The sequence below is a fragment of the Sulfitobacter sp. AS92 genome, from assembly GCF_038900015.1.
Classification (GTDB): Bacteria; Pseudomonadota; Alphaproteobacteria; order Rhodobacterales; family Rhodobacteraceae; genus Sulfitobacter.
Genome location: NZ_JBBMQL010000004.1, coordinates 249,094 through 268,406, shown reverse-complemented (window position 1 = coordinate 268,406; position 19,313 = coordinate 249,094). Strand labels below are relative to the sequence as shown.

The 19,313-nt window shown below is 61.5% G+C and carries 15 protein-coding genes; 8 read left to right on the top strand and 7 right to left on the bottom strand.

The features are described from left to right. Nucleotides 1–61: 61 nt before the first annotated feature. The 3 genes from WNY61_RS10310 to ligD are packed head-to-tail and all read left to right on the top strand — an operon-like array spanning nt 62 to nt 4,320. Nucleotides 62–1,009 (top strand): YihY/virulence factor BrkB family protein, encoded by a 948-nt coding sequence (locus WNY61_RS10310; RefSeq protein ID WP_342851359.1) that lies wholly within the window; start codon nt 62–64, stop codon nt 1,007–1,009. 12 nt (nt 1,010–1,021) lie between these two features. Further along, complete coding sequence (locus WNY61_RS10305; RefSeq protein ID WP_342851358.1) at nt 1,022–1,861, top strand: Ku protein; 840 nt, start codon at nt 1,022–1,024, stop codon at nt 1,859–1,861. Continuing rightward, nucleotides 1,861–4,320: a DNA ligase D gene (ligD, locus tag WNY61_RS10300; RefSeq protein WP_342851357.1), complete on the top strand. Its 2,460-nt coding sequence runs from the start codon at nt 1,861–1,863 to the stop codon at nt 4,318–4,320. The genes WNY61_RS10305 and ligD overlap by 1 nt, the downstream gene beginning before the upstream one ends. 3 nt (nt 4,321–4,323) lie before the next feature. On the opposite strand, the gene WNY61_RS10295 is transcribed toward ligD, so the two are convergent. The 6 genes from WNY61_RS10295 to WNY61_RS10270 form a co-directional block, all read right to left on the bottom strand. Then, nucleotides 4,324–5,349, bottom strand: coding sequence for a c-type cytochrome (locus WNY61_RS10295; RefSeq protein ID WP_342851356.1), 1,026 nt, complete (start codon nt 5,347–5,349; stop codon nt 4,324–4,326). Beyond that, entirely contained in the window at nt 5,346–5,921 is a 576-nt protein-coding gene (locus WNY61_RS10290; protein WP_342851355.1) for a cytochrome c oxidase assembly protein, read from the bottom strand. Before WNY61_RS10290 ends, WNY61_RS10295 begins: the two co-directional genes overlap by 4 nt. Beyond that, complete coding sequence (locus WNY61_RS10285; RefSeq protein WP_342851354.1) at nt 5,918–6,319, bottom strand: hypothetical protein; 402 nt, start codon at nt 6,317–6,319, stop codon at nt 5,918–5,920. The genes WNY61_RS10290 and WNY61_RS10285 overlap by 4 nt, the downstream gene beginning before the upstream one ends. Continuing rightward, the gene (gene ctaD, locus WNY61_RS10280) at nt 6,316–8,880 is read right to left on the bottom strand and encodes a cytochrome c oxidase subunit I (RefSeq protein ID WP_342851353.1); all 2,565 of its coding nucleotides are present in this window, start codon (nt 8,878–8,880) and stop codon (nt 6,316–6,318) included. Before ctaD ends, WNY61_RS10285 begins: the two co-directional genes overlap by 4 nt. Then, the gene (locus WNY61_RS10275) at nt 8,877–9,848 is read right to left on the bottom strand and encodes a cytochrome c oxidase subunit II (RefSeq protein WP_342851352.1); all 972 of its coding nucleotides are present in this window, start codon (nt 9,846–9,848) and stop codon (nt 8,877–8,879) included. The genes ctaD and WNY61_RS10275 overlap by 4 nt, the downstream gene beginning before the upstream one ends. A gap of 125 nt (nt 9,849–9,973) precedes the next feature. After that, nucleotides 9,974–11,128 carry an aminotransferase class I/II-fold pyridoxal phosphate-dependent enzyme gene (locus tag WNY61_RS10270; protein ID WP_342851351.1) on the bottom strand — a complete coding sequence of 385 codons (1,155 nt, stop codon included), beginning with the start codon at nt 11,126–11,128 and terminating at the stop codon, nt 9,974–9,976. Nucleotides 11,129–11,296: 168 nt separating this feature from the next. Between WNY61_RS10270 and WNY61_RS10265 the strand changes: the two genes are divergently transcribed. The 4 genes from WNY61_RS10265 (at nt 11,297) to WNY61_RS10250 (ending at nt 15,458) form a co-directional block, all read left to right on the top strand. After that, the gene (locus WNY61_RS10265; protein ID WP_342851350.1) at nt 11,297–12,508 is read left to right on the top strand and encodes a bifunctional alpha/beta hydrolase/OsmC family protein; all 1,212 of its coding nucleotides are present in this window, start codon (nt 11,297–11,299) and stop codon (nt 12,506–12,508) included. Between the two features lie 274 nt (nt 12,509–12,782). Beyond that, the gene (gene purB, locus WNY61_RS10260; protein WP_342851349.1) at nt 12,783–14,087 is read left to right on the top strand and encodes an adenylosuccinate lyase; all 1,305 of its coding nucleotides are present in this window, start codon (nt 12,783–12,785) and stop codon (nt 14,085–14,087) included. A gap of 73 nt (nt 14,088–14,160) precedes the next feature. Continuing rightward, complete coding sequence (locus WNY61_RS10255) at nt 14,161–14,319, top strand: hypothetical protein (RefSeq protein ID WP_342851348.1); 159 nt, start codon at nt 14,161–14,163, stop codon at nt 14,317–14,319. Between the two features lie 227 nt (nt 14,320–14,546). After that, a complete protein-coding gene (locus tag WNY61_RS10250) occupies nt 14,547–15,458 on the top strand; it encodes a lauroyl acyltransferase (RefSeq protein WP_342851347.1) in 912 nt (303 codons plus the stop codon). A gap of 13 nt (nt 15,459–15,471) precedes the next feature. Here WNY61_RS10250 and WNY61_RS10245 read toward each other — a convergent pair whose 3' ends face one another. Beyond that, nucleotides 15,472–16,182, bottom strand: a complete 711-nt coding sequence (locus WNY61_RS10245; RefSeq protein ID WP_342851346.1) for a DUF1223 domain-containing protein — start codon at nt 16,180–16,182, stop codon at nt 15,472–15,474. Nucleotides 16,183–16,431: 249 nt separating this feature from the next. On the opposite strand from WNY61_RS10245, the gene acnA reads away from it, so the two are divergent. Continuing rightward, nucleotides 16,432–19,206, top strand: a complete 2,775-nt coding sequence (gene acnA / locus WNY61_RS10240) for an aconitate hydratase AcnA (protein WP_342851345.1) — start codon at nt 16,432–16,434, stop codon at nt 19,204–19,206. The last annotated feature ends 107 nt before the right edge of the window (nt 19,207–19,313 follow it).

Below are 19,313 nucleotides of genomic sequence, written 5' to 3'. Positions count from 1 at the left end.
GTCCCCTACTTTGGGGGCGGGCACTTTTTTTGATAAATTCTAAAAAGACAGAGGTACACCTATGGCGCGCGGACGTGGAGCGGAGACGCCGATTGAGATACCGGCCCCCGGATGGAAAGATATTTTATTCCGGGTTAAGGACGAGATCGCGACCGACCATGTGTCATTGGTTGCCGCTGGCGTGGCGTTTTACGCGCTCTTGGCGATTTTTCCCGCCGTTACCGCGCTTATGGCACTTGCTGGTTTGGTGATGGAGCCCGCGCAGGTTACCGAACAGCTAGAAGCGATTACCCGGCTTATCCCCGAAGAAGCCGCTACAATCATCCTGGATCAGGCCATCGCCGTGACAGGGTCCGAAGAAACCGGTCTCGGCTGGGCCTTTCTGATTGGTGTCGGGCTTGCGCTCTACTCAGCTTCGAAAGGTGTGGGTAGTCTGATGGAAGGTCTCAACGTCGCCTACGACGAGGATGAGACCCGCGGCTTCGTTACCAAATTGATCTGGACCCTTGGCCTTACCCTCATGCTTGTTGGCGTGCTGCTCCTAGGCCTCGGCGCGACATTGGCTGTACCTGCCGTCGTTAGCTTTCTCGCGCTGCCTGACTGGTTCGAAACTCTTTTGACCTACGGCAGCTGGGTGCTTTTGGCTGCCCTCACGGTCCTCGCTCTGGCCGTCCTTTACCGCTACGGTCCGGCGCGCGACAATGCCGAGTGGAAATGGCTGACCCCCGGCTCTGTCATCGCCTGCGTACTTTGGATCGTCGCGTCGGTCGGGTTCTCGATCTATGTTAGCAACTTCGGCAGCTATAACGAAAGTTTTGGCAGCATGGCCGGGGCGATCATTCTGCTGATGTGGCTTTGGATCTCGGCCTTTATCGTTCTCTTGGGCGCAGAGTTTAACTCTGAGATGGAGGCCCAGACCCGTAAAGACAGCACCACCGGACCGGATGAGCCGATGGGTGAGCGCGACGCGGTCAAGGCCGACAAACTAGGGCGCGCGAAGGGTAAATAGGAGAGAGATACCATGGCACCGCGCGCACTCTGGAAAGGACAGCTTCGCCTTTCGCTTGTATCGATCCCGGTCGAGATATTCTCGGCCACAAAAACCAGTTCAAAGGTCTCTTTCCGCCAAATTCATAAACCCTCGGGCAAACGCATCCGTTATGAGAAATCAGTTCCCGGCATCGGGCCGATAAAGGCCGAAGACATCGTGAAGGGGTACGAAGTTGGCAGTGACGAATATATCCTGCTAGACCCCGATGAAGTGGATCAGATCAAGCTTGAGACGAAGAAGACGTTCGAATTGGTACAATTCGTCGATGCCTGCGAGATTTCCCCACTCTACTTCGACAAGCCCTATTACATCACCGCCTCAGATGATTTGGCCCAAGACGCTTACCGCGTTGTGCGCGACGCGCTGCGCCAAGCAAACAAGGTGGGGTTGGGCCAGGTTACCATGCGCGGCAAAGAATACCTCGCTTGCGTTAAACCCTGCGGTGACGGCCTGTTGATGGAGACGCTGCACTACGCTGATGAGCTGCGCGAAGCGGATGAGATTTTTACCGATATTGAGGATGACAAGACCGACAAGGAACTGCTCGAAGTTGCCACCTCGCTCATCGACAAGAAGTCCGCGCCCTTCGACGCTTCCGCCTATACCGACAAATACGCCGAAGCGATGCAAAAGCTTTTGGACGCCAAGGTGAAAAACAAAAAAACACCGCGCGTGCAGACCGGCGATGATGGCCCCGCTGAGGGCGAGAACGTCATCGACCTGATGAGCGCGCTGAAAGAGAGCCTGAAAGACGCGGGCGGCGCGAAGTCTGGGTCCAAGAAGAAGGCACCGCGCAAAAAGGCCTCGTGATGGCAAAACCTGCAGACAAGCTCGCCAGTTACAACGCCAAACGTGATTTCGAGGCGACCGCCGAACCACGTGGCCAGATTGGCGCGGGCGCAGGGCAAAGTTTTGTCGTCCAAAAGCATGACGCCACTCGGCTACATTACGACTTTCGCCTTGAGTGGGAGGGGGTGCTGCTCAGTTGGGCGGTCACGAAAGGCCCCTCCCTCGACCCGCAGCAAAAGCGCCTTGCCGTGCGGACAGAGGATCATCCGCTTGACTATGGCGGGTTCGAGGGGACCATTCCGAAGGGCCAATATGGCGGCGGCACGGTGATGCTGTGGGACCATGGCACTTGGATGCCCCAAGGTGATGTCACCAAAGGATTGAACGACGGCAAGCTAAAGTTCACGCTGCAAGGCCAGCATATGCAGGGCGGCTGGACGTTGGTGCGTATGCGCGGCCGTGAAAAGCGCGAAAACTGGTTATTGGTCAAAGAACGCGACGACTACGCGACCGATCAGCCCGACGGACTAACTAAGGGCACCGCGCGGTCGATCACGACGGGCCGCACGATGTCCGAGATCGCCAAAGATGCACCCGCGAAGAAGGTTACTGATGCGCGTCCTACGCGGAAAGGCAAAAATCCTGCTTTCGTTAAACCGCAACTTGCCACTCTGGTCAGTGACGCGCCTGAGGGCGAGGGTTGGATGCATGAGACGAAGTTTGACGGCTATCGCTGTCTGGTTTCCCTCGGCAAGACAGGTGCGCGGCTCTATACCCGCACGGGCAAGGATTGGACCGACAAGTTCGGTGCACTTGGCCGTGCCTTCGACGTGCTGCCCTGTGACAGCGCGCTGCTGGATGGCGAAGTCATGGCGGCCAAGATTAAAGGTTCGGCTTTTTCCTCGCTGCAACGCGCATTGAAGGAAGGGCATCCGTTGGTGTTTTATGCATTCGATCTGTTGTCGCTCGATCGCGAAGATTTCCGCGACACCCCACAAGAAGACCGCCGCGCACGACTGGCAAAACTGCTCTCTGGCGTGCCCGCAGGTGGGGCGCTGCGCCTGAGCGAACATGTGGTCGGCCACGGCCCCGAAGTTTTCAAACGCGCCTGCGAGGCCGGGGCCGAGGGGATCATCAGCAAGCGCATCGACGCGCCCTATTCCGGCAGACGCAGCAAAAACTGGCTCAAGGTCAAATGCACCAGGCGGCAGGAATTCGTCATCATCGGTTATTCCCCTTCCGACAAGAAGGGCCGCGCCTTTGCCTCGCTGTTGCTTGGCAGCCATGAAGGGGGCGAATTGCGCTATAAGGGTCGCGTCGGCACTGGGTTCTCGGCAGAGGCAATGGACGACCTCTCTCGCGCCATGACCGCCCGCAAAACCCCGCCCGCGAGTGACGTTCCGCCCGAGGTCGCCCGCGATGCCAAATGGGTCCGCGCCGATCTGGTGGCGGAGGTGGATTTCACCGAATTCACCGACGATGGTGTGATCCGGCACGGCAGTTTTTTGGGGCTGCGTCACGACAAGGAGGCAGCCCAAGTGACTGTGGAAGAACCGCTAGAGGAGCCTGAGATGGGTGACGACAGCAAGGTCGGCGGCGTTCAAATCAGCAACGCCGACCGCAAAGTTTTCCCCGATGCGGGCTGCACCAAGGGCGATGTGGCACGGCATTACGAGCGCGTTGGCCCCCGCATGATCGAACTGATCGGCCACCGCCCACTGTCGCTGTTCCGCTGCCCTTCGGGGATCGACGGGCAATGTTTCTTTCAAAAGCACGACAGCGGCGGGATGCCCGATGCGCTGTCACGGGTCTCGATCGAAGAAAGTGACGGCGACGCAGCGGATTACCTCTATGCCACGCGGCCGGACAGCCTGATTGCCGCGGCGCAGATGGGCAGTTTGGAGTATCACATCTGGGGCGCCCGGGTGGACCGGTTGGACCGCCCCGACCGGCTAGTCTTTGACCTTGATCCAGATGAGGGGTTGGACTGGCCCGATGTGAGCGCCGCGGCTTTTGAGCTGCGCGATGCGCTGGCCGCGCTCGGCTTGCAATCGGGGGCTATCGTGACTGGGGGCAAGGGTGTGCACGTCTGGCTGTCTTTGCGCCGTACACGCGGCTGGGACACGGTCAAGCTCTTCTCCAAGACCTTCGCTCATGTCATGGCCGCGCAAAATCCTGAACGTTATGTCGCGACCATGTCCAAGGCCAAGCGCAAGGGCCGCATCTTCATCGACTGGCTGCGCAACGAACGCGGGGCCACGGCCATCGCGCCCTATTCCCTCCGCGCCCGCCTCGGTGCGCCGGTGGCCGTACCGGTGACTTGGGAGGAGTTAGAGAAACTCGACAGCGCCAATGGCTTCCGCATGGGCGATATGGCCGCGCGGCTGGATCAGCCCTGCCCGGCACTGGCGGTGCAAAACGATTTGCAATCGCTGACCGATGGGGTGATCGAGAAGTTGCAGACTTGGTCTGAGGGCTAAGGGCTACTCAGCCGGAAGCCCCGCGAAATAGTCCGCCAAGGCTGCGATATCCGCATCACTCAAATCCTGCGCGGCCTTGCGCATCAAATGCGCCCGCGCCCCACCACCGCGATGCCCGTCGCGCCAAAGTTTGAGTTGTGCCGCCAGATAGTCGCGGCTTTGCCCAGTCAGCAGTGGTGCGATGGGCGCATCGGCCTGCCGTCCCGGACCGTGACAGACGGTGCAGGCAGGCACATGGCCAGTGCCACGTTGCGCCAGCAGCGCGCCGGGGGTTGTGGCCTCGGGCGCAGGTTCAGACTGCTGCCGTGGACCTTTGGAAGAACCGAACGTCTGCGCCAAGGTGGCGATCTCGCTGTCGCTCAGCGCCATCGCCGCCTCTCGCATGATCCCGCTGGGCCGCTGACCGCTACGGTACTGACGCAGCGCCTCTGCAATTTGGCCGGGGGTCAGCAGGTCAAGCCGGGGGATGTAGCTGTTGCCGCTCTCACCACTTTCGCCATGACACTCTGCGCAACTTGCCCGGCCACGCCCTTCACCCGCCAGCGCCACCTGCCCCGCCGCGTCAGGCAGCGCGTTCAGGTAGGCCACGACCGACCAAACTTCATCGTCGCGATCCTTGGCGGGCCAATGCGGCATGCCAGTCATTTTCACGCCTTCGTCGATGATCCAAAACATCTCACCGGGCGTCCAATCGGTGATGGTGCTGATATGCGGCGGCGTCGGTTCCATCGCCTGAGCCGTGGCGCTTTGCGGCTGGCCGGGGAGCGCATGGCAGAAGGCGCAGCCGGATTTGAAATGCAGCGCCCCAAGTGTCACGCGATCCGGCGCGCTAAGGTCATCTGGCACCTCCTTTGGCCCCGGCGCGCGCAGTTTGACCGACTGCTTGAAGGTCGTGTGCATTAGCCAGGTCACCCCCCACATATGCCCCTCACGAGCCGAGACGTTGTAGAGCCCGATTGTCACGATCAAGACCGCCACCATGGACCCGCCAGCCGCCACTGCGGCGAGGGTTTGAACCACCCGCTTCATGCCGTTTCCCTTTTGTCTTCCAGCGCCCTAGCGACCAACGCCAATCCTGCGACCAGATAAATTGGCGTGCCGATCCCCAACATCAAAAGCCCCCCCAACTGCTGCGCGTCCAAATCCGGCGCACGGCCACAGATCGCAGCATAGAGGTCACGCGGGGCAAGGATAATCAGCGCGCCCAGCAGCGTCATATGCATGGAGGTCAGCAGCAGCCCGCCTGCCCCCGCCAGCGGCTCGCCGCGCAGGCACCCGGCCCAGACCAGCAACCCGGCCAAAGCGAAACTTAGCTGTTCAAGCACCAACCCCGGCCATCCGCCATCGGCCCAGCCGTGCAACGCGGGCAGATGCCATCCCCAGACCACGACAAACTCAGCCACCGCGCCCAAAAGCGGCGACAGGGCGAATACCGCAGTTACCTTGGGAAAGCCCAACACCAGCAGCGGCGCCACCACAGCCACCAGCCCCATATGCCGCAGCATGTGATGCGGGAAATCCGCGCCAAGCCATTGCCCCAGCGGCAAAAGCCAGAGCACCGCCAGCAGAGCAAGCCCGGCATATCCCAGCCCCACCCTCATCCACAGCCGCCGATCAGCAGCACCGGCAGGGAGACATAGACCACCCCGATGAAAGAGATCACCGCCAACAAAAACGCCGCATGGCCGAGGAACTGGTGGCGGTCTTCGCTTGTGCCCGCGTCATTCTCCCATTCCCGGTCGCGCCGCAAATCCCATTGCCGCCATGCCCCCCACGCCAGCCAGAGGATCAGCGTCAATGCAAAAACCGTGCCGATGCCGATGCCCAGCCGGAGCAGCGCCACCGCCCCGGTCCCGCCCTTGGCACAGACCAGCGCGGTCGCCCCGTAAGAAGTCACGAAATGCACCGCCCAGATCAGCGGGCTGAAGGTGATCCGCCACAGGCTCAGCGCCTCGGCGCGGAACTCATGGGCGTCTTCTTCGTCGCGGATGTCGCTCATGTCAGCCACCCCGGCGCGAGGCCCAAGATCGCGGCGGTCACCAGCGCTTTGACAGCCATGAAATGCCAATAAAGGGTGACATTGCGCAGGTCCGCGTCGTGGCGCGGGGTCAGCTTGCCAAAGACGCTCCCGGCCAAGCAATACCCCTGCATCAACACGCCCGCGCTCAGATGCGCCACCAGCCAGACCATCAGCGCCCAAAGGATCGCGGGGTAGACATGGGAAGTCGGGTCCAGTTCGCGCACGGCGGCCCAAGCGGCCACGCCTGCCACCACAGCGGCCAAGGGCGCCAAGACCAGCGCCACGCGGGCAAGCGCGACGTTCCCGCGCACATTCGCCTCGCGCGCCGCAAGCGTCAGCGCCCAAGCGGCCACGCCCGCCAGCGCTGCCAACACGACCCAATGGCCCATGGGATGCAGCGCCCCCTCGGGCGGGAAATCAGGCCGTGCGGTCCAGTAGAAAAAGAACCCGAAAACCACGCTGGCAAAGGCCGTGGCATCGCCCAACATGGTGATCCACATAGCCCACCAGCCTACGGAGTCGGGCCCAGAAGCATAGGTCGGCAGGCGCAGGCCAAGCCCCGCATCGCGCATCTCTTCCTTCGGAGGGCGAGCGGTACTGGTCCATAGCCAATACATGATGCAGACGACGGCGAAGGCCCCGCAGATGATGGCGGGTGTGTAGATGTGGAAGGTCGGAAAGATGAACGCGCCGCCGGTGAAACCCGCAGCGAGAATTGTGATCCACGCAGGTCCGGTGACACGCTGCACATGCAAGGGCTTGGCGTCGATCACGCTGGTCACGATGGTCTCACGCTGGTGATCAGGCGCATCGGGCAGATAGTAGCGGCCCGCGTCCATCCGCTCGACCAATTGCGGCTGATCCCACAGCGGATAGCGCGAGGTCACATGCGGGACCGAGCGCACGCCCCATGCTTCCTCTGGCACTTCATGGGAGAACTCAAGCGTGCCCGCGCCCCACGGATTGCGCGGGATCTCACCTTGTGCCCTTTTTGGGCGCAGCAGGTCGTAAAGGAACACGGCAAAGCCCGCCGCGATGATGAAAGCCCCCAGCGTCGAGATCAGGTTAAGCCAGCCCCAGCCGGAACTTTCGGGGTACGTAAACACCCGCCGCGGCATGCCCATCAACCCGGTTAGGTGCATCGGCAGAAAGGTAATGTTGAAGCCCGAGAAGATCAGCCAGAACGCCCAGAGGCCCAAGCGTTCGCTGAGCAGTTTCTTGGCGATGAAAGGATAGAAATAATAGACCCCCGCGATCACTGGGAAGACCATACCGCCGAAAAGCGTGTAATGCAGATGTGCCACGATGAAATAGGTGTCATGCACCTGCCAATTGAACGGCACGATGGCCAGCATCACGCCCGTTAGCCCGCCTGCTACAAATATTGCCAGAGCGCCGGCGATCCAAAGCATCGGCAGTGTCAGCTTCACCCGTCCCACCATCAGTGTGGCGACAAAGGCGAAGATCTGGATGCCTGTGGGGATCACCACCGCCTCAGACGCCGCCGAGAAGAAGCCCAGGCTAATCTGCGGCAGCCCAGTGGTGAACATGTGGTGCACCCAAAGACCGAAGCTAAGAAACCCGGTGCCGACAGCACTGAGCACGATCCAAGAATAGCCCACGATGGGCCGCTGCGCGACGGTGGGCACGATCATCGCGGCGATGGCAATGGAGGGCAGGAAGACGATATAAACCTCCGGATGCCCGAAGATCCAAAAGAGGTGCTGCCACAGGATCGGATCACCGCCGCGCGTGGGGTCAAAGAACGGCCAATCAAAGGAACGCTCCAGCTCGAAGAGGAAATCCCCAGCGATAAGCGGCGGGAAGGCGAACAGGATCATGCCCCCCACCACCAGCACATACCACGCGTAGAGCGGCATGATGTTGACCCGCATCCCCGGCGGACGACATTTTAAAGCGCCGACGATCAACTCAACCGCCGCGGCGATGGAGGCGACTTCGATGAAGCTCAGCCCCAAAAGCCATACATCGGGGCCGATCCCCTCTTCTTTGGTGGCAAGCGGCGGGTACATGAACCAGCCCGCCTTGGGCGCGGCATCAAACAGCAATGAGCCCAAAACGAAACAGCCGCCAATCAGGAAACACCAATACCCATACGCAGATAGCCGGGGAAACGGCATGTCTCGCGCGCCGAGGAAGGCGGGCAGCAACAGGATCGAGATTGCCTCGAACATCGGCACGGCGAAAAGAAACATCATCGCCGAGCCGTGCATGGTGAAGAACTGGTTAAACCGATCCGCGTCCAAAAAGGTCAAGTCTGGAAAGGCCAGTTGCACCCGCATCAAGAGCGCCAGAACGCCTGCGATCAGCATGAAGGCCAGCGCCGTCAGCGCATACCATTTGCCCACTTCGGAGTTATTGACGGCAGTGACATAGCGCCAGCCTTCCGGCGTCTTCCACACCGCGCGCAACTCCTCGGCGCCGCGCTGTTGCTCGGCTTCTGATACCGGTTTGGCCAGCGCCTCTTCGCTTGGCGGATACGGCCCTTCGGCCACGGGGAGCGTTGCGGGTTTTATCATGTCAGCCCCTTGAGATAAGCAACCAGCGCGCGCAGGTCCTCGGGCGCGATGTGGTCATAGCTTGGCATGGCGACCTCGGGTTTCAGGCTTTCAGTATGGGCGATGAACCGGGCGAAGTCCTCTTCGCTGCCGTTCAGAATGCCAGCGCCGATGCTTTTTCGGCTGCCAACATGGGTCAGATCCGGCCCTACCTGCCCCACCGCCCGCGTGCCGCGCACGCTATGGCAAGCGCCGCAGCCCTCGCGGGCAAAGACCTGCGCCCCACGAACGGCCTCTCCACTGGCGGGCGCGGCGGCTGCCTCGGCCTCAGCAGTCAACCACTCGGCAAAGTCTTCGGGTGTCATCACCACCGTCTCGAATGCCATCAATGCATGGGACGCGCCGCAGAATTCGGCGCATTGCCCCCGGTAAACGCCCGGCTCTTCGGGCAGGAACGACAGATAGGTTTCGCGCCCCGGTATCATATCAACTTTGCCGCCAAGGGCGGGCACCCAAAAGGCATGGATCACCTTATGCGCGTTCAGCACCAGCCCGGTGCGCCGTCCCGTAGGCAGCCGCAACTCATTGGCCGAGGTCACGCGGCTGCCGTCGGGCAGTTCGTAGTCCACGCGCCACCACCATTGCTCGGCGGTGATATGGACTTTGAGGCCCTCTTCCGCGTCGCGTTGGGGTTCCATCATCGGCAGGCTGTAGGTCAGCAAGGCGCCCAGTAGGATCACCGGGAAAATCACCCCGCCGCCGACGATCAGCATCTCCCCCCAGCGGCGCGGCATCTCGCGCGGCTCCACGCGGGTCACATAGACAAAGATCGCCCCCAGCGTGAACCAAAGCAGCACCGCCCCGCCGAACATCACCCAGATGAGCGACAGCACATCCTGCGCGTCGCGCCCGGCGGGGTTTAGAACAGATTGCCGCCCTTCGCAGGCCGAAAGCGCCAGCAGGCTCAGACAGATCAGCATCAGGCGCATGGTGTTGGTTCCGTCATCCTGTTCAAGCGTAACGCAGAATTCGCGTCAGAGTGGCACAGACAGCCGCGGTAGAATAGGGCCGCCATAGGCAAAACTGGCCGCAGAAACCCGCGGCCAGAAGATTTTTACTGGCCGAGGGCCTGACCCAGATCAGCACCGAGGTCTTCGACATCCTCGATCCCGACCGACAGCCGCAGCAGCCCTTCGGGGATGCCGGTGTGCGGCTCAATCGTGTGGCGATGCTCGACAAGGCTTTCGACCCCGCCGAGCGAGGTGGCGCGGTGGAAAAGCTGCAACCGCCCCGCCGCTTTCAGCGCCGCTTCGGCCCCGCCTTTGACGACAAAGGACAACAGCCCGCCAAACCCGCCGCTCATTTGCTGCGCGGCTAGGGCATGGCCGGGATGGACCGGCAGGCCGGGGTACATAACCTGTTCCACCTGCGGGTGGTCCACTAAAAACTCTGCCAAGATCATAGCGTTACGCGACATTTCGCGCATCCTGAGCGGAAGGGTGCGCATCCCGCGGGCCAGCAACCATGCCTCCATCGGGCCGATTACAGCGCCCGCCTCGTTGCGGTCATCGCGGATCATCTGCCAGCGCGCCGCGCCCGCGTTATTGGTGGCCAAAGACCCGGCCAAAACGTCGGAATGGCCGTTAATCCCTTTGGTCGCCGAATGCATGACAATATCCGCGCCATGCTCCAGCGGGTGGCTCAGCACCGGAGAGGCCGCGGTGCTGTCGACGACCAGCGTCGCACCCACCTCATGCGCGGCGGCGGCGGCCCCGGCGATATCGGTGATCCGCAGCCATGGGTTCGAGGGGGTTTCGATCAAGCACAGGTCAGGCTTCTCGGCACGGCAAAGCGCGTCGAAGGCGTCAAGGTCGCTCGCATCCACCTCATGCAGCGCAATTTGCCGACGGGTGCAGAAATCACGGATCCATTTGGTTGTGCCCCAATAAATTTGGCTCTGCACCACCACACTCGCGCCATTGGGCACGGTGCGAAACACCGCCGCGATGGCCGCCATGCCCGAGGGGAAGATCAGCGTCTCTTCGGCCCCTTCGAGCGCGTTCAAGATACGCTCGGCCACGCGGGTGTTCTCGTTATGCGAGCGTAGGTAGACATTGGCGGGGTTCACCAGATCGTAATTCTCGTCCCGCAGATAGGTGGTGGCGAATTGCACCGGCGGCACAACCCCACCGGAAGCTGGATCGACGGCCCCGGCGGCCTGGGCCGCGATGGTGGCAGGGTGCAGGTTTGGTTTGGGGGGCTGGGCCAAGGTTGTTCTCCGACAGGTGTTTCGCTCAAGTCGTATACAAAGCAACAAGGCGGGGCAAATGCGATCACGCAGAATGCTTTCCCGTCACGCTTGGGTGAGCGTGCCGCCTCGCCCCTTGATCAGACCGCTGAACATGTCACCTTTACGGCAAGCAAATTGGAGAGCCACATGGCCATCGAACGCATTACCTTCCCCGGCCCAGATGGCACGGAACTGTCCGCACGGCTGGACATGCCCGAGGGGCCGCATCTGGCGACTGCCCTTTTCGCGCATTGTTTTACCTGCGGCAAAGACATCCCCGCCGCGCGGCGCATCGCGGGGCGTCTGGCGGCGATGGGGATCGCGGTGCTGCGGTTTGATTTCACCGGGCTGGGGCATTCGGGCGGCGAGTTTGAGAACACGTCGTTTTCTTCCAATGTTGATGACCTGATCGCCGCTTGCAGCTACCTTTCCAGCCGCGACATGGCCCCGGCGCTGCTGATCGGTCATTCACTCGGCGGGGCGGCGGTGCTGAAAGCGGCCGCGCAACTGTCGCATGTCAAAGCAGTCGCCACGCTCGGCGCGCCCTTTGATCCGGCCCATGTGACCCATAATTTCGCCGAAAGCCTGCCTGAGATTTCGGCCGAGGGCAGCGCCGAGGTGAACCTTGGCGGGCGGCCCTTTACCATCAGCCAGGGCTTTATCGAGGACGTCCAAGGGGCCACCCTGGCCCCGGATATTGCCAAGCTGAAAGCCGCGTTGCTGGTGCTCCACGCCCCACGCGATGAGATCGTCAGCATCGACAACGCGAGCCAGATTTTCTTGGCCGCGAAACACCCCAAAAGCTTTGTTACGCTGGACGATGCCGACCACCTCATCACCCGCGCAGGCGACGCGGAATATGCAGCCGAGATCATCGCCACTTGGGCCGACCGTTATATGGCGCTGAAATCGCCCGCCCCGCCCCCCGGTGCGCCCGAAGGGATCGTGCGGGTAAGCGAAGCCGACCCCGATGGCTTCTTGCAGGATGTGAATGCGGGGCCGCATCACCACGCGCTGGCGGATGAGCCGCTGGCCTATGGCGGCACCAATCGCGGCATGTCGCCCTATGGATTTTTGTCGGCGGGGCTTGGCGCCTGCACGTCGATGACGATCCGCATGTATGCGCGGCGCAAGGGTTGGCCGCTGACGGGCGTGCGCGTGGATGTCTGCCACGACAAGGTCCACGCGCAGGATGCGGGGGCTGGTGCGGCGGAGAAGATCGACACATGGCGGCGGCGTATCCGGCTGGAAGGGGATTTAAGCGAGGAACAGCGGCAGCGGTTGCTGGAGATTGCGGATAAATGCCCAGTGCACCGAACGTTAGAGAGGAGTTCGACGGTACTAACCGAACTCCTCTAGGTACGGTGACTTTATCAACCCAACCCGGAATCAAGCCGCAGGCGCCGGGCCATCGCCTGCCCGCCCGGACGGGTAGGCGATTTGGTAAGGCTGGGTGCATGTCTGCTAAGTCATCCCAAGGCTGCACCGTAAAGTGGCACGAGGCCACGTTTGGATCGCCAACCCACGGGCAGGCGCTGGCCCTCACCACCCCATAACCCCCTCACACTTGTCCTTAACCCCAAGTCAGTCTATGCCGCCCCTGACCCTTCCCCTGTCCCGAAAAGGTGCGCGCATGATCTCCCGCTACTCCCGTCCCGATATGGTTGCCGTCTGGTCGCCGGAAACGAAATTCCGCATCTGGTTCGAGATCGAGGCCCACGCCTGCGACGCGATGGCCGATCTGGGTACGATCCCGCGCGAGAATGCCGAAGCCGTGTGGAAAGCCAAGGACGTGGAATTTGACGTGGCGCGCATTGATGAGATCGAAGCCGTCACCAAACATGACGTTATCGCCTTCCTGACCCACTTGGCCGAACATGTCGGCAGCGACGAGGCCCGCTTTGTGCATCAGGGCATGACCTCCTCGGATGTGCTAGACACCTGCTTTAACGTGCAACTCGTCCGTGCCTCCGATCTGCTGCTCGTCGGTCTGGACAAGCTGCTCGAAGCGCTGAAGAAACGCGCGCTTGAGCATAAAGACACCGTGCGTGTTGGCCGCAGCCACGGCATTCACGCCGAGCCGACCACCATGGGCCTGACCTTCGCCCGTTTCTATGCCGAGATGGACCGCAACCGCGCCCGCCTCGTCGCGGCGCGGGAAGAAATCGCCACTGGCGCGATCTCGGGCGCTGTTGGCACTTTCGCCAATATCGACCCGCGCGTCGAAGAGCATGTCTGCGAGAAACTGGGCCTTACCCCTGAGCCGATCTCGACCCAAGTCATCCCGCGCGACCGCCATGCGATGTTCTTTGCCACGCTCGGCGTCATCGCCAGCAGCATCGAAAACGTCGCGATTGAGATCCGCCACATGCAGCGCACCGAGGTGCTGGAAGGGGCGGAGTTCTTCTCGATGGGCCAAAAAGGCTCCTCCGCCATGCCGCATAAGAAAAACCCGGTGCTAACCGAAAACCTCACTGGTCTTGCCCGTTTGGTGCGCATGTCGGTGATCCCGGCGATGGAGAACGTGGCCCTTTGGCATGAGCGCGACATCTCGCACTCCTCGGTTGAGCGCGGCATCGGCCCCGATGCCACCGTCACGCTGGACTTCGCACTGCACCGTCTGGCGGGCGTCATCGACAAAATGCTCGTTTTCCCGCAGAACATGCTGGACAACATGAACAAATTCCCCGGTCTGGTGATGAGCCAGCGGGTGCTTTTGGCGCTGACACAAGCGGGCGTAAGCCGCGAGGACGCCTATTCTATGGTGCAGCGCAACGCACTCAAAGTCTGGGAAGAACGCCTCGATTTCCGCGAGTTGCTACTGGCCGATAAAGAGGTCGTCGCGGCCTTGGGCGAAGATGGCGTGAACGAAAAATTCGACATGGACTATCACACCAAACATGTCGACACGATCTTCAAGCGCGTCTTCGGCGCATGATAGGTCAATCGTAACGCTTTGAGATTGGCGCAGATGGGTGTACCCTGTCTGCGCCTGTCAAAGGAGCAATACAATGAGACTCGCACTGACACTCGGCGCCCTCATGGCGCTCACGGCCCCCTCCCTCGCCCTCGCATCGGGCTGCGAACATGACAAACAGGTCATGACCTGTGCCGAGGGGATGAAACTCGACACCAGCAGCGGCACCTGTGTGCCGGACGCCACCGCTTAAGGCGACAACCTTGCAACAGCGCCAGCGCGCGCGGTCTGAATTGATCGACGCGTGAGCGATCCCTGCTGCCCTGCGTTAACCACTCCCGGATGGGCAGGGGCCGGCTTCGGACACGGGGAACGCTAGGGCCGACAGCGGCTGACCCCGGCTGATGACTTGCGCCATGACTTGTTGCGCCCGTCTGTGCAGGCTATGTCGAGAAAACTTCAACTGCCTGTCAGAGCCCCATGTCAGACCAACCCAAGCGCAAGAAAAAATCCCCCGACCGCTTTGGCCGCCGTGCGCGGCATTACCTGAGCAATCTGCTGATCGTCGGGATCATCCGCACGGCTTTGGCCCTGCCCTATAAGGCGCGGCTCAGCTTTGTTGGCGCTTTGGTACAACATGTAATCGCCCCGCTCGCGGGTTACCGTCGCCGCGCGCTCGACAATCTTGAGCATGTCTGGCCCGAGATGCCGCTGGCCCGCCGCAAGGAAATCGCCACGCGTTGTCTGAACAACCTCGGCCGGTCTTTTATCGAAAACTACTCGGCCAATGATTTTCCCAAACGCATGGCCGAGGCCACACCGCGCGGCGACGGCATGGCAGCGCTGGAAGAGGCCAACCTAAAGGGCCAGCCCGTGATCCTCGTGACCGGGCATTACGGCAATTACGAAGCGGCGCGGGCGGCCCTCGTGGCGCGCGGCTATGACATCGGCGGGCTCTACCGCGAGATGAAGAACCCCTATTTCAACGCGCATTACGTCAAAACGCTTGAGGCCTTCGGCGGCCCGGTGTTCCCACAAGGGCGGCGCGGCACGGCGGGTTTCGTGCGGCATCTGAAACAGGGCGGACGGCTGGTGCTGCTGTTTGACCAACACGTCATCCGCGCGCCGATCCTCGACTTTATCGGCCAACCTGCCCGCACGGCGATCTCGGCGGCGGAACTGGCGCTGCGTTATGACGCGCTGTTGATCCCGTTTTACGGCATCCGCCAAGACGATGGGGTGAGCTTTGACGTGGTGCTTGAGGCCCCCGTACCGCATAGCGATCCGATGACCATGACGCAGGCGCTGAACGACAGCCTGACCGCGCAGGTGACCAAGACACCTGAGCAGTGGTTCTGGGTTCACCGCCGCTGGCGTCCGCACGAGAAGTAACGGCTGCCGCGGCTCATTTGCTGCGCGCTGCCGCCAGAATAGCGCCCGGCCCGCCCTTCTCTTGGCGTTGAATGATCACGACAACAGGCAGATCGCCCTCGGCCTTCGCGCGCAGCGACAGGGGTGCCGACCCGTCCCAATCTGCCAAGACCTGCCAGTCTTGGACGACATTGCTGTGCTCCATGACATGGCCTGCATTCTCACCGCGGGTGACCTTGGTCCGCTCCATCGGAGAGTAGCGCAGCATATGCACATGCATCGGCTCTGATGCCGCGGCCAACGGCTCCGCTTCAATTTGAACGGCATCGCCTGAGCGGCTGATCGCCAGCGCTACGCGCGGCGTGGCCTCAGCGTGTTTCTCGACCGCGTCCATCAGCTTCATCGGTTTGGCGCCGACGATGTCGGTCTGCCCCTGCACGATCAGCTCAGGCGTATAGACGCTGCGCCGCCCGCCCACGGCGGCATAGCCGCGCTGACGCTCTGCATGGGCCGGATCGCCAAACGGGTCTTTCCAGCCGATATAGTCCCAATAGTCCACATGCAGCGCCAGCGCGATGATATCCTCCCGCTCGGCCAGTTCGGCCAGCATTTCATCGGCGGCGGGACAAGAGGAACAGCCCTGAGAGGTAAAGAGTTCGACCACCACAGGCTGATCCTGCTCGGCCTGCAACGGGGCAGCCAGCAGGATCAACGCGGTGAGAACGGGATAAATCAGGGGCTTCATAAAATTCCAGACGGACAAATATTATTATGGGCCCCGGTTTAGCTGTCCGACGGGTAAATTACCAATCAACCTTTGTTGAAACGCCCGTTAGCGCCCCCATGCCGCTCTCAGTATGCTTCCCCCTTCAAATTCGGTACACAATGGTATACAAAATCGCGCGAACCCGCTTGATAACAGTTGAACCGCCGCGCCTCTAGTGGCATTGAGACGTCAATCTAGCCACCCATCAGACCCCGAAGGGAGCCCGCCATGACAATCCAAGTCGGTCACGACAGTGCCAAAACACGCAAGACCCTCTCCGTTGGTAGCCAGAAAGTCGCCTACTATTCCATTCCTGCCGCCGAGGCTGCGGGCTTGGGCGATTTTTCAAAACTGCCAGCGGCGCTGAAAGTCGTTTTGGAAAACATGCTGCGTTTCGAGGACGGCAAGACCGTCACTCAGGACGACATCAAGGCTTTCGCCGAATGGGCGACCAAGGGCGGCAAGAACCCCCGCGAAATCGCCTACCGTCCGGCCCGCGTGCTGATGCAGGACTTCACCGGTGTTCCAGCCGTTGTTGACCTTGCCGCGATGCGCGATGGTCTGGTGGCCTTGGGCGGCGACGCCGACAAGATCAACCCGTTGAACCCCGTTGATCTGGTCATCGACCACTCCGTCATGATCGACGAATTTGGCAACCCGCGCGCGTTCCAGATGAACGTCGACCGCGAGTATGAGCGCAACATCGAGCGCTATACCTTCCTCAAGTGGGGCCAAAAGGCGTTTAACAACTTCCGCGTTGTGCCCCCCGGCACCGGCATCTGCCACCAGGTGAACCTTGAGTATCTCAGCCAGACCGTCTGGACCGACAAGGACCAAAACGGTGAAGAGGTGGCCTATCCCGACACGCTCGTCGGCACCGACAGCCACACCACGATGGTCAACGGCGCTGCTGTTCTGGGCTGGGGCGTTGGTGGGATCGAAGCCGAAGCTGCGATGCTGGGGCAGCCGATCTCCATGCTGATCCCCGAAGTCATCGGCTTTGAGCTGACAGGCCGCATGATGGAAGGCACAACCGGCACCGACCTCGTGCTGAAAGTCGTGGAAATGCTGCGCGAAAAAGGCGTGGTGAGCAAATTCGTCGAGTTCTACGGCGAAGGTCTGGATCACCTGCCGTTGGCAGACCGCGCGACCATCGCCAACATGGCACCGGAATATGGCGCGACCTGTGGCTTCTTCCCGATCGACGACGAGACCCTGCGTTACCTGACCAACACAGGCCGCGACAAGGATCGTGTGGCGCTGGTCAAAGCCTATGCCCAAGAGAACGGCATGTGGCGCGATGCGGATTACGCACCGGTCTACACCGACACGCTGAGCCTTGATATGGGCACCATCGTACCTGCGATTTCCGGCCCGAAGCGTCCGCAGGACTACATCGCCCTGACCTCCGCGCACACGGCCTTTGCCGATTACGTCAAAGGCGTCCGCGAAGGCAAAGACACCTCGGCGAACTCGGAAATCCGCTGGGAAGGCGAAGGCGGCCAGCCCGAGCCGCGCGACATCCCCGGTGACGAAGGTCATCACAATCGCGGTTTTGTCTCCACGGATGACGGCCACTACCAGCTGCACGACGGCTCCATCGTGATCGCGTCGATCACTTCCTGCACCAACACATCCAACCCCTATGTGATGATCGGTGCGGGTCTTGTGGCGCGCAAAGCCCGCGCATTGGGTCTGACACGCAAGCCTTGGGTCAAGACATCGTTGGCCCCCGGCTCGCAGGTCGTGTCGCACTATCTTGAAGCCGCTGGCCTGCAAGAAGACCTTGATGCGATCGGCTTCAACCTCGTGGGCTACGGCTGCACCACCTGCATCGGCAACTCCGGCCCGCTGGAAGCGCCGATCAGCAAGGCGATCAACGATTATGATCTGATCGGCACCTCGGTCCTGTCAGGCAACCGTAACTTCGAAGGCCGCATCAGCCCCGACGTGCGCGCCAACTACCTCGCCTCCCCGCCCCTCGTGGTGGCCTATGCGCTGGTGGGTGACATGAACCACGATCTGGCCAACAGCCCGCTGGGTCAGGACAAAGATGGCAACGACGTTTATCTGAAAGATATCTGGCCCTCCACGAAAGAGATCGCCGATCTGGTCGAACAGACCGTGACGCGCGAAGCCTTCCAAGACAAATACGCAGATGTCTTCAAGGGCGACGAAAAGTGGCAGGCGGTTGAGACCACGGACAGCAAGACTTACGACTGGCCGCCGGCCTCGACCTACGTACAAAACCCGCCCTATTTCCAAGGCATGTCGCCAGAGCCGGGCGTGATCTCCAACATCGAAGGCGCGAAAGTGCTGGCGGTGCTGGGTGACATGATCACCACCGACCACATCTCGCCGGCTGGTTCTTTCAAAGAAACCACCCCTGCGGGTCAGTACCTGACCGAGCGTCAGGTGCCAGTGCGGGAGTTCAACTCCTACGGCTCCCGTCGTGGTAACCACGAGGTCATGATGCGCGGCACATTCGCCAACATCCGCATCAAGAACGAGATGCTGGACGGCGTTGAGGGCGGCTATACCAAAGGCCCTGATGGCGCGCAGACCTCGATCTTTGAAGCTGCCATGGCGCATCAGGAAAGCGGCACACCGCTGGTTATCTTTGGTGGTGAGCAGTATGGCGCGGGCTCCTCGCGTGACTGGGCAGCAAAGGGCACGGCGCTTCTGGGCGTCAAAGCCGTGGTTGCCGAGAGCTTTGAGCGTATCCACCGTTCCAACCTCGTCGGCATGGGCGTCATCCCGTTCGAGTTTACCGGCGGCGACACCCGCAAATCGCTGGGCCTGACCGGCGAAGAAACCGTGTCGATCAGCGGGTTGGACACGATCAAGCCACTGCAGGAAGTGCCCTGCACGATCACAATGGCCGATGGCAGCACCAAAGAGATCACGCTGAAGTGCCGCATCGATACCGCGATTGAGATCGAGTACATCGAACACGGTGGCGTGCTGCACTACGTGCTGCGCAACTTGGCGAAATCGGCCTAAGCGCCAGTCGCCACCTCGGAACAATTCAAGGAGCGGCCCCCAACGGGCCGCTTCTTTTCTTTGCCCCCGCCTCTGCGCGGGAACCTGCCAGCCGATCACGGGTTGCG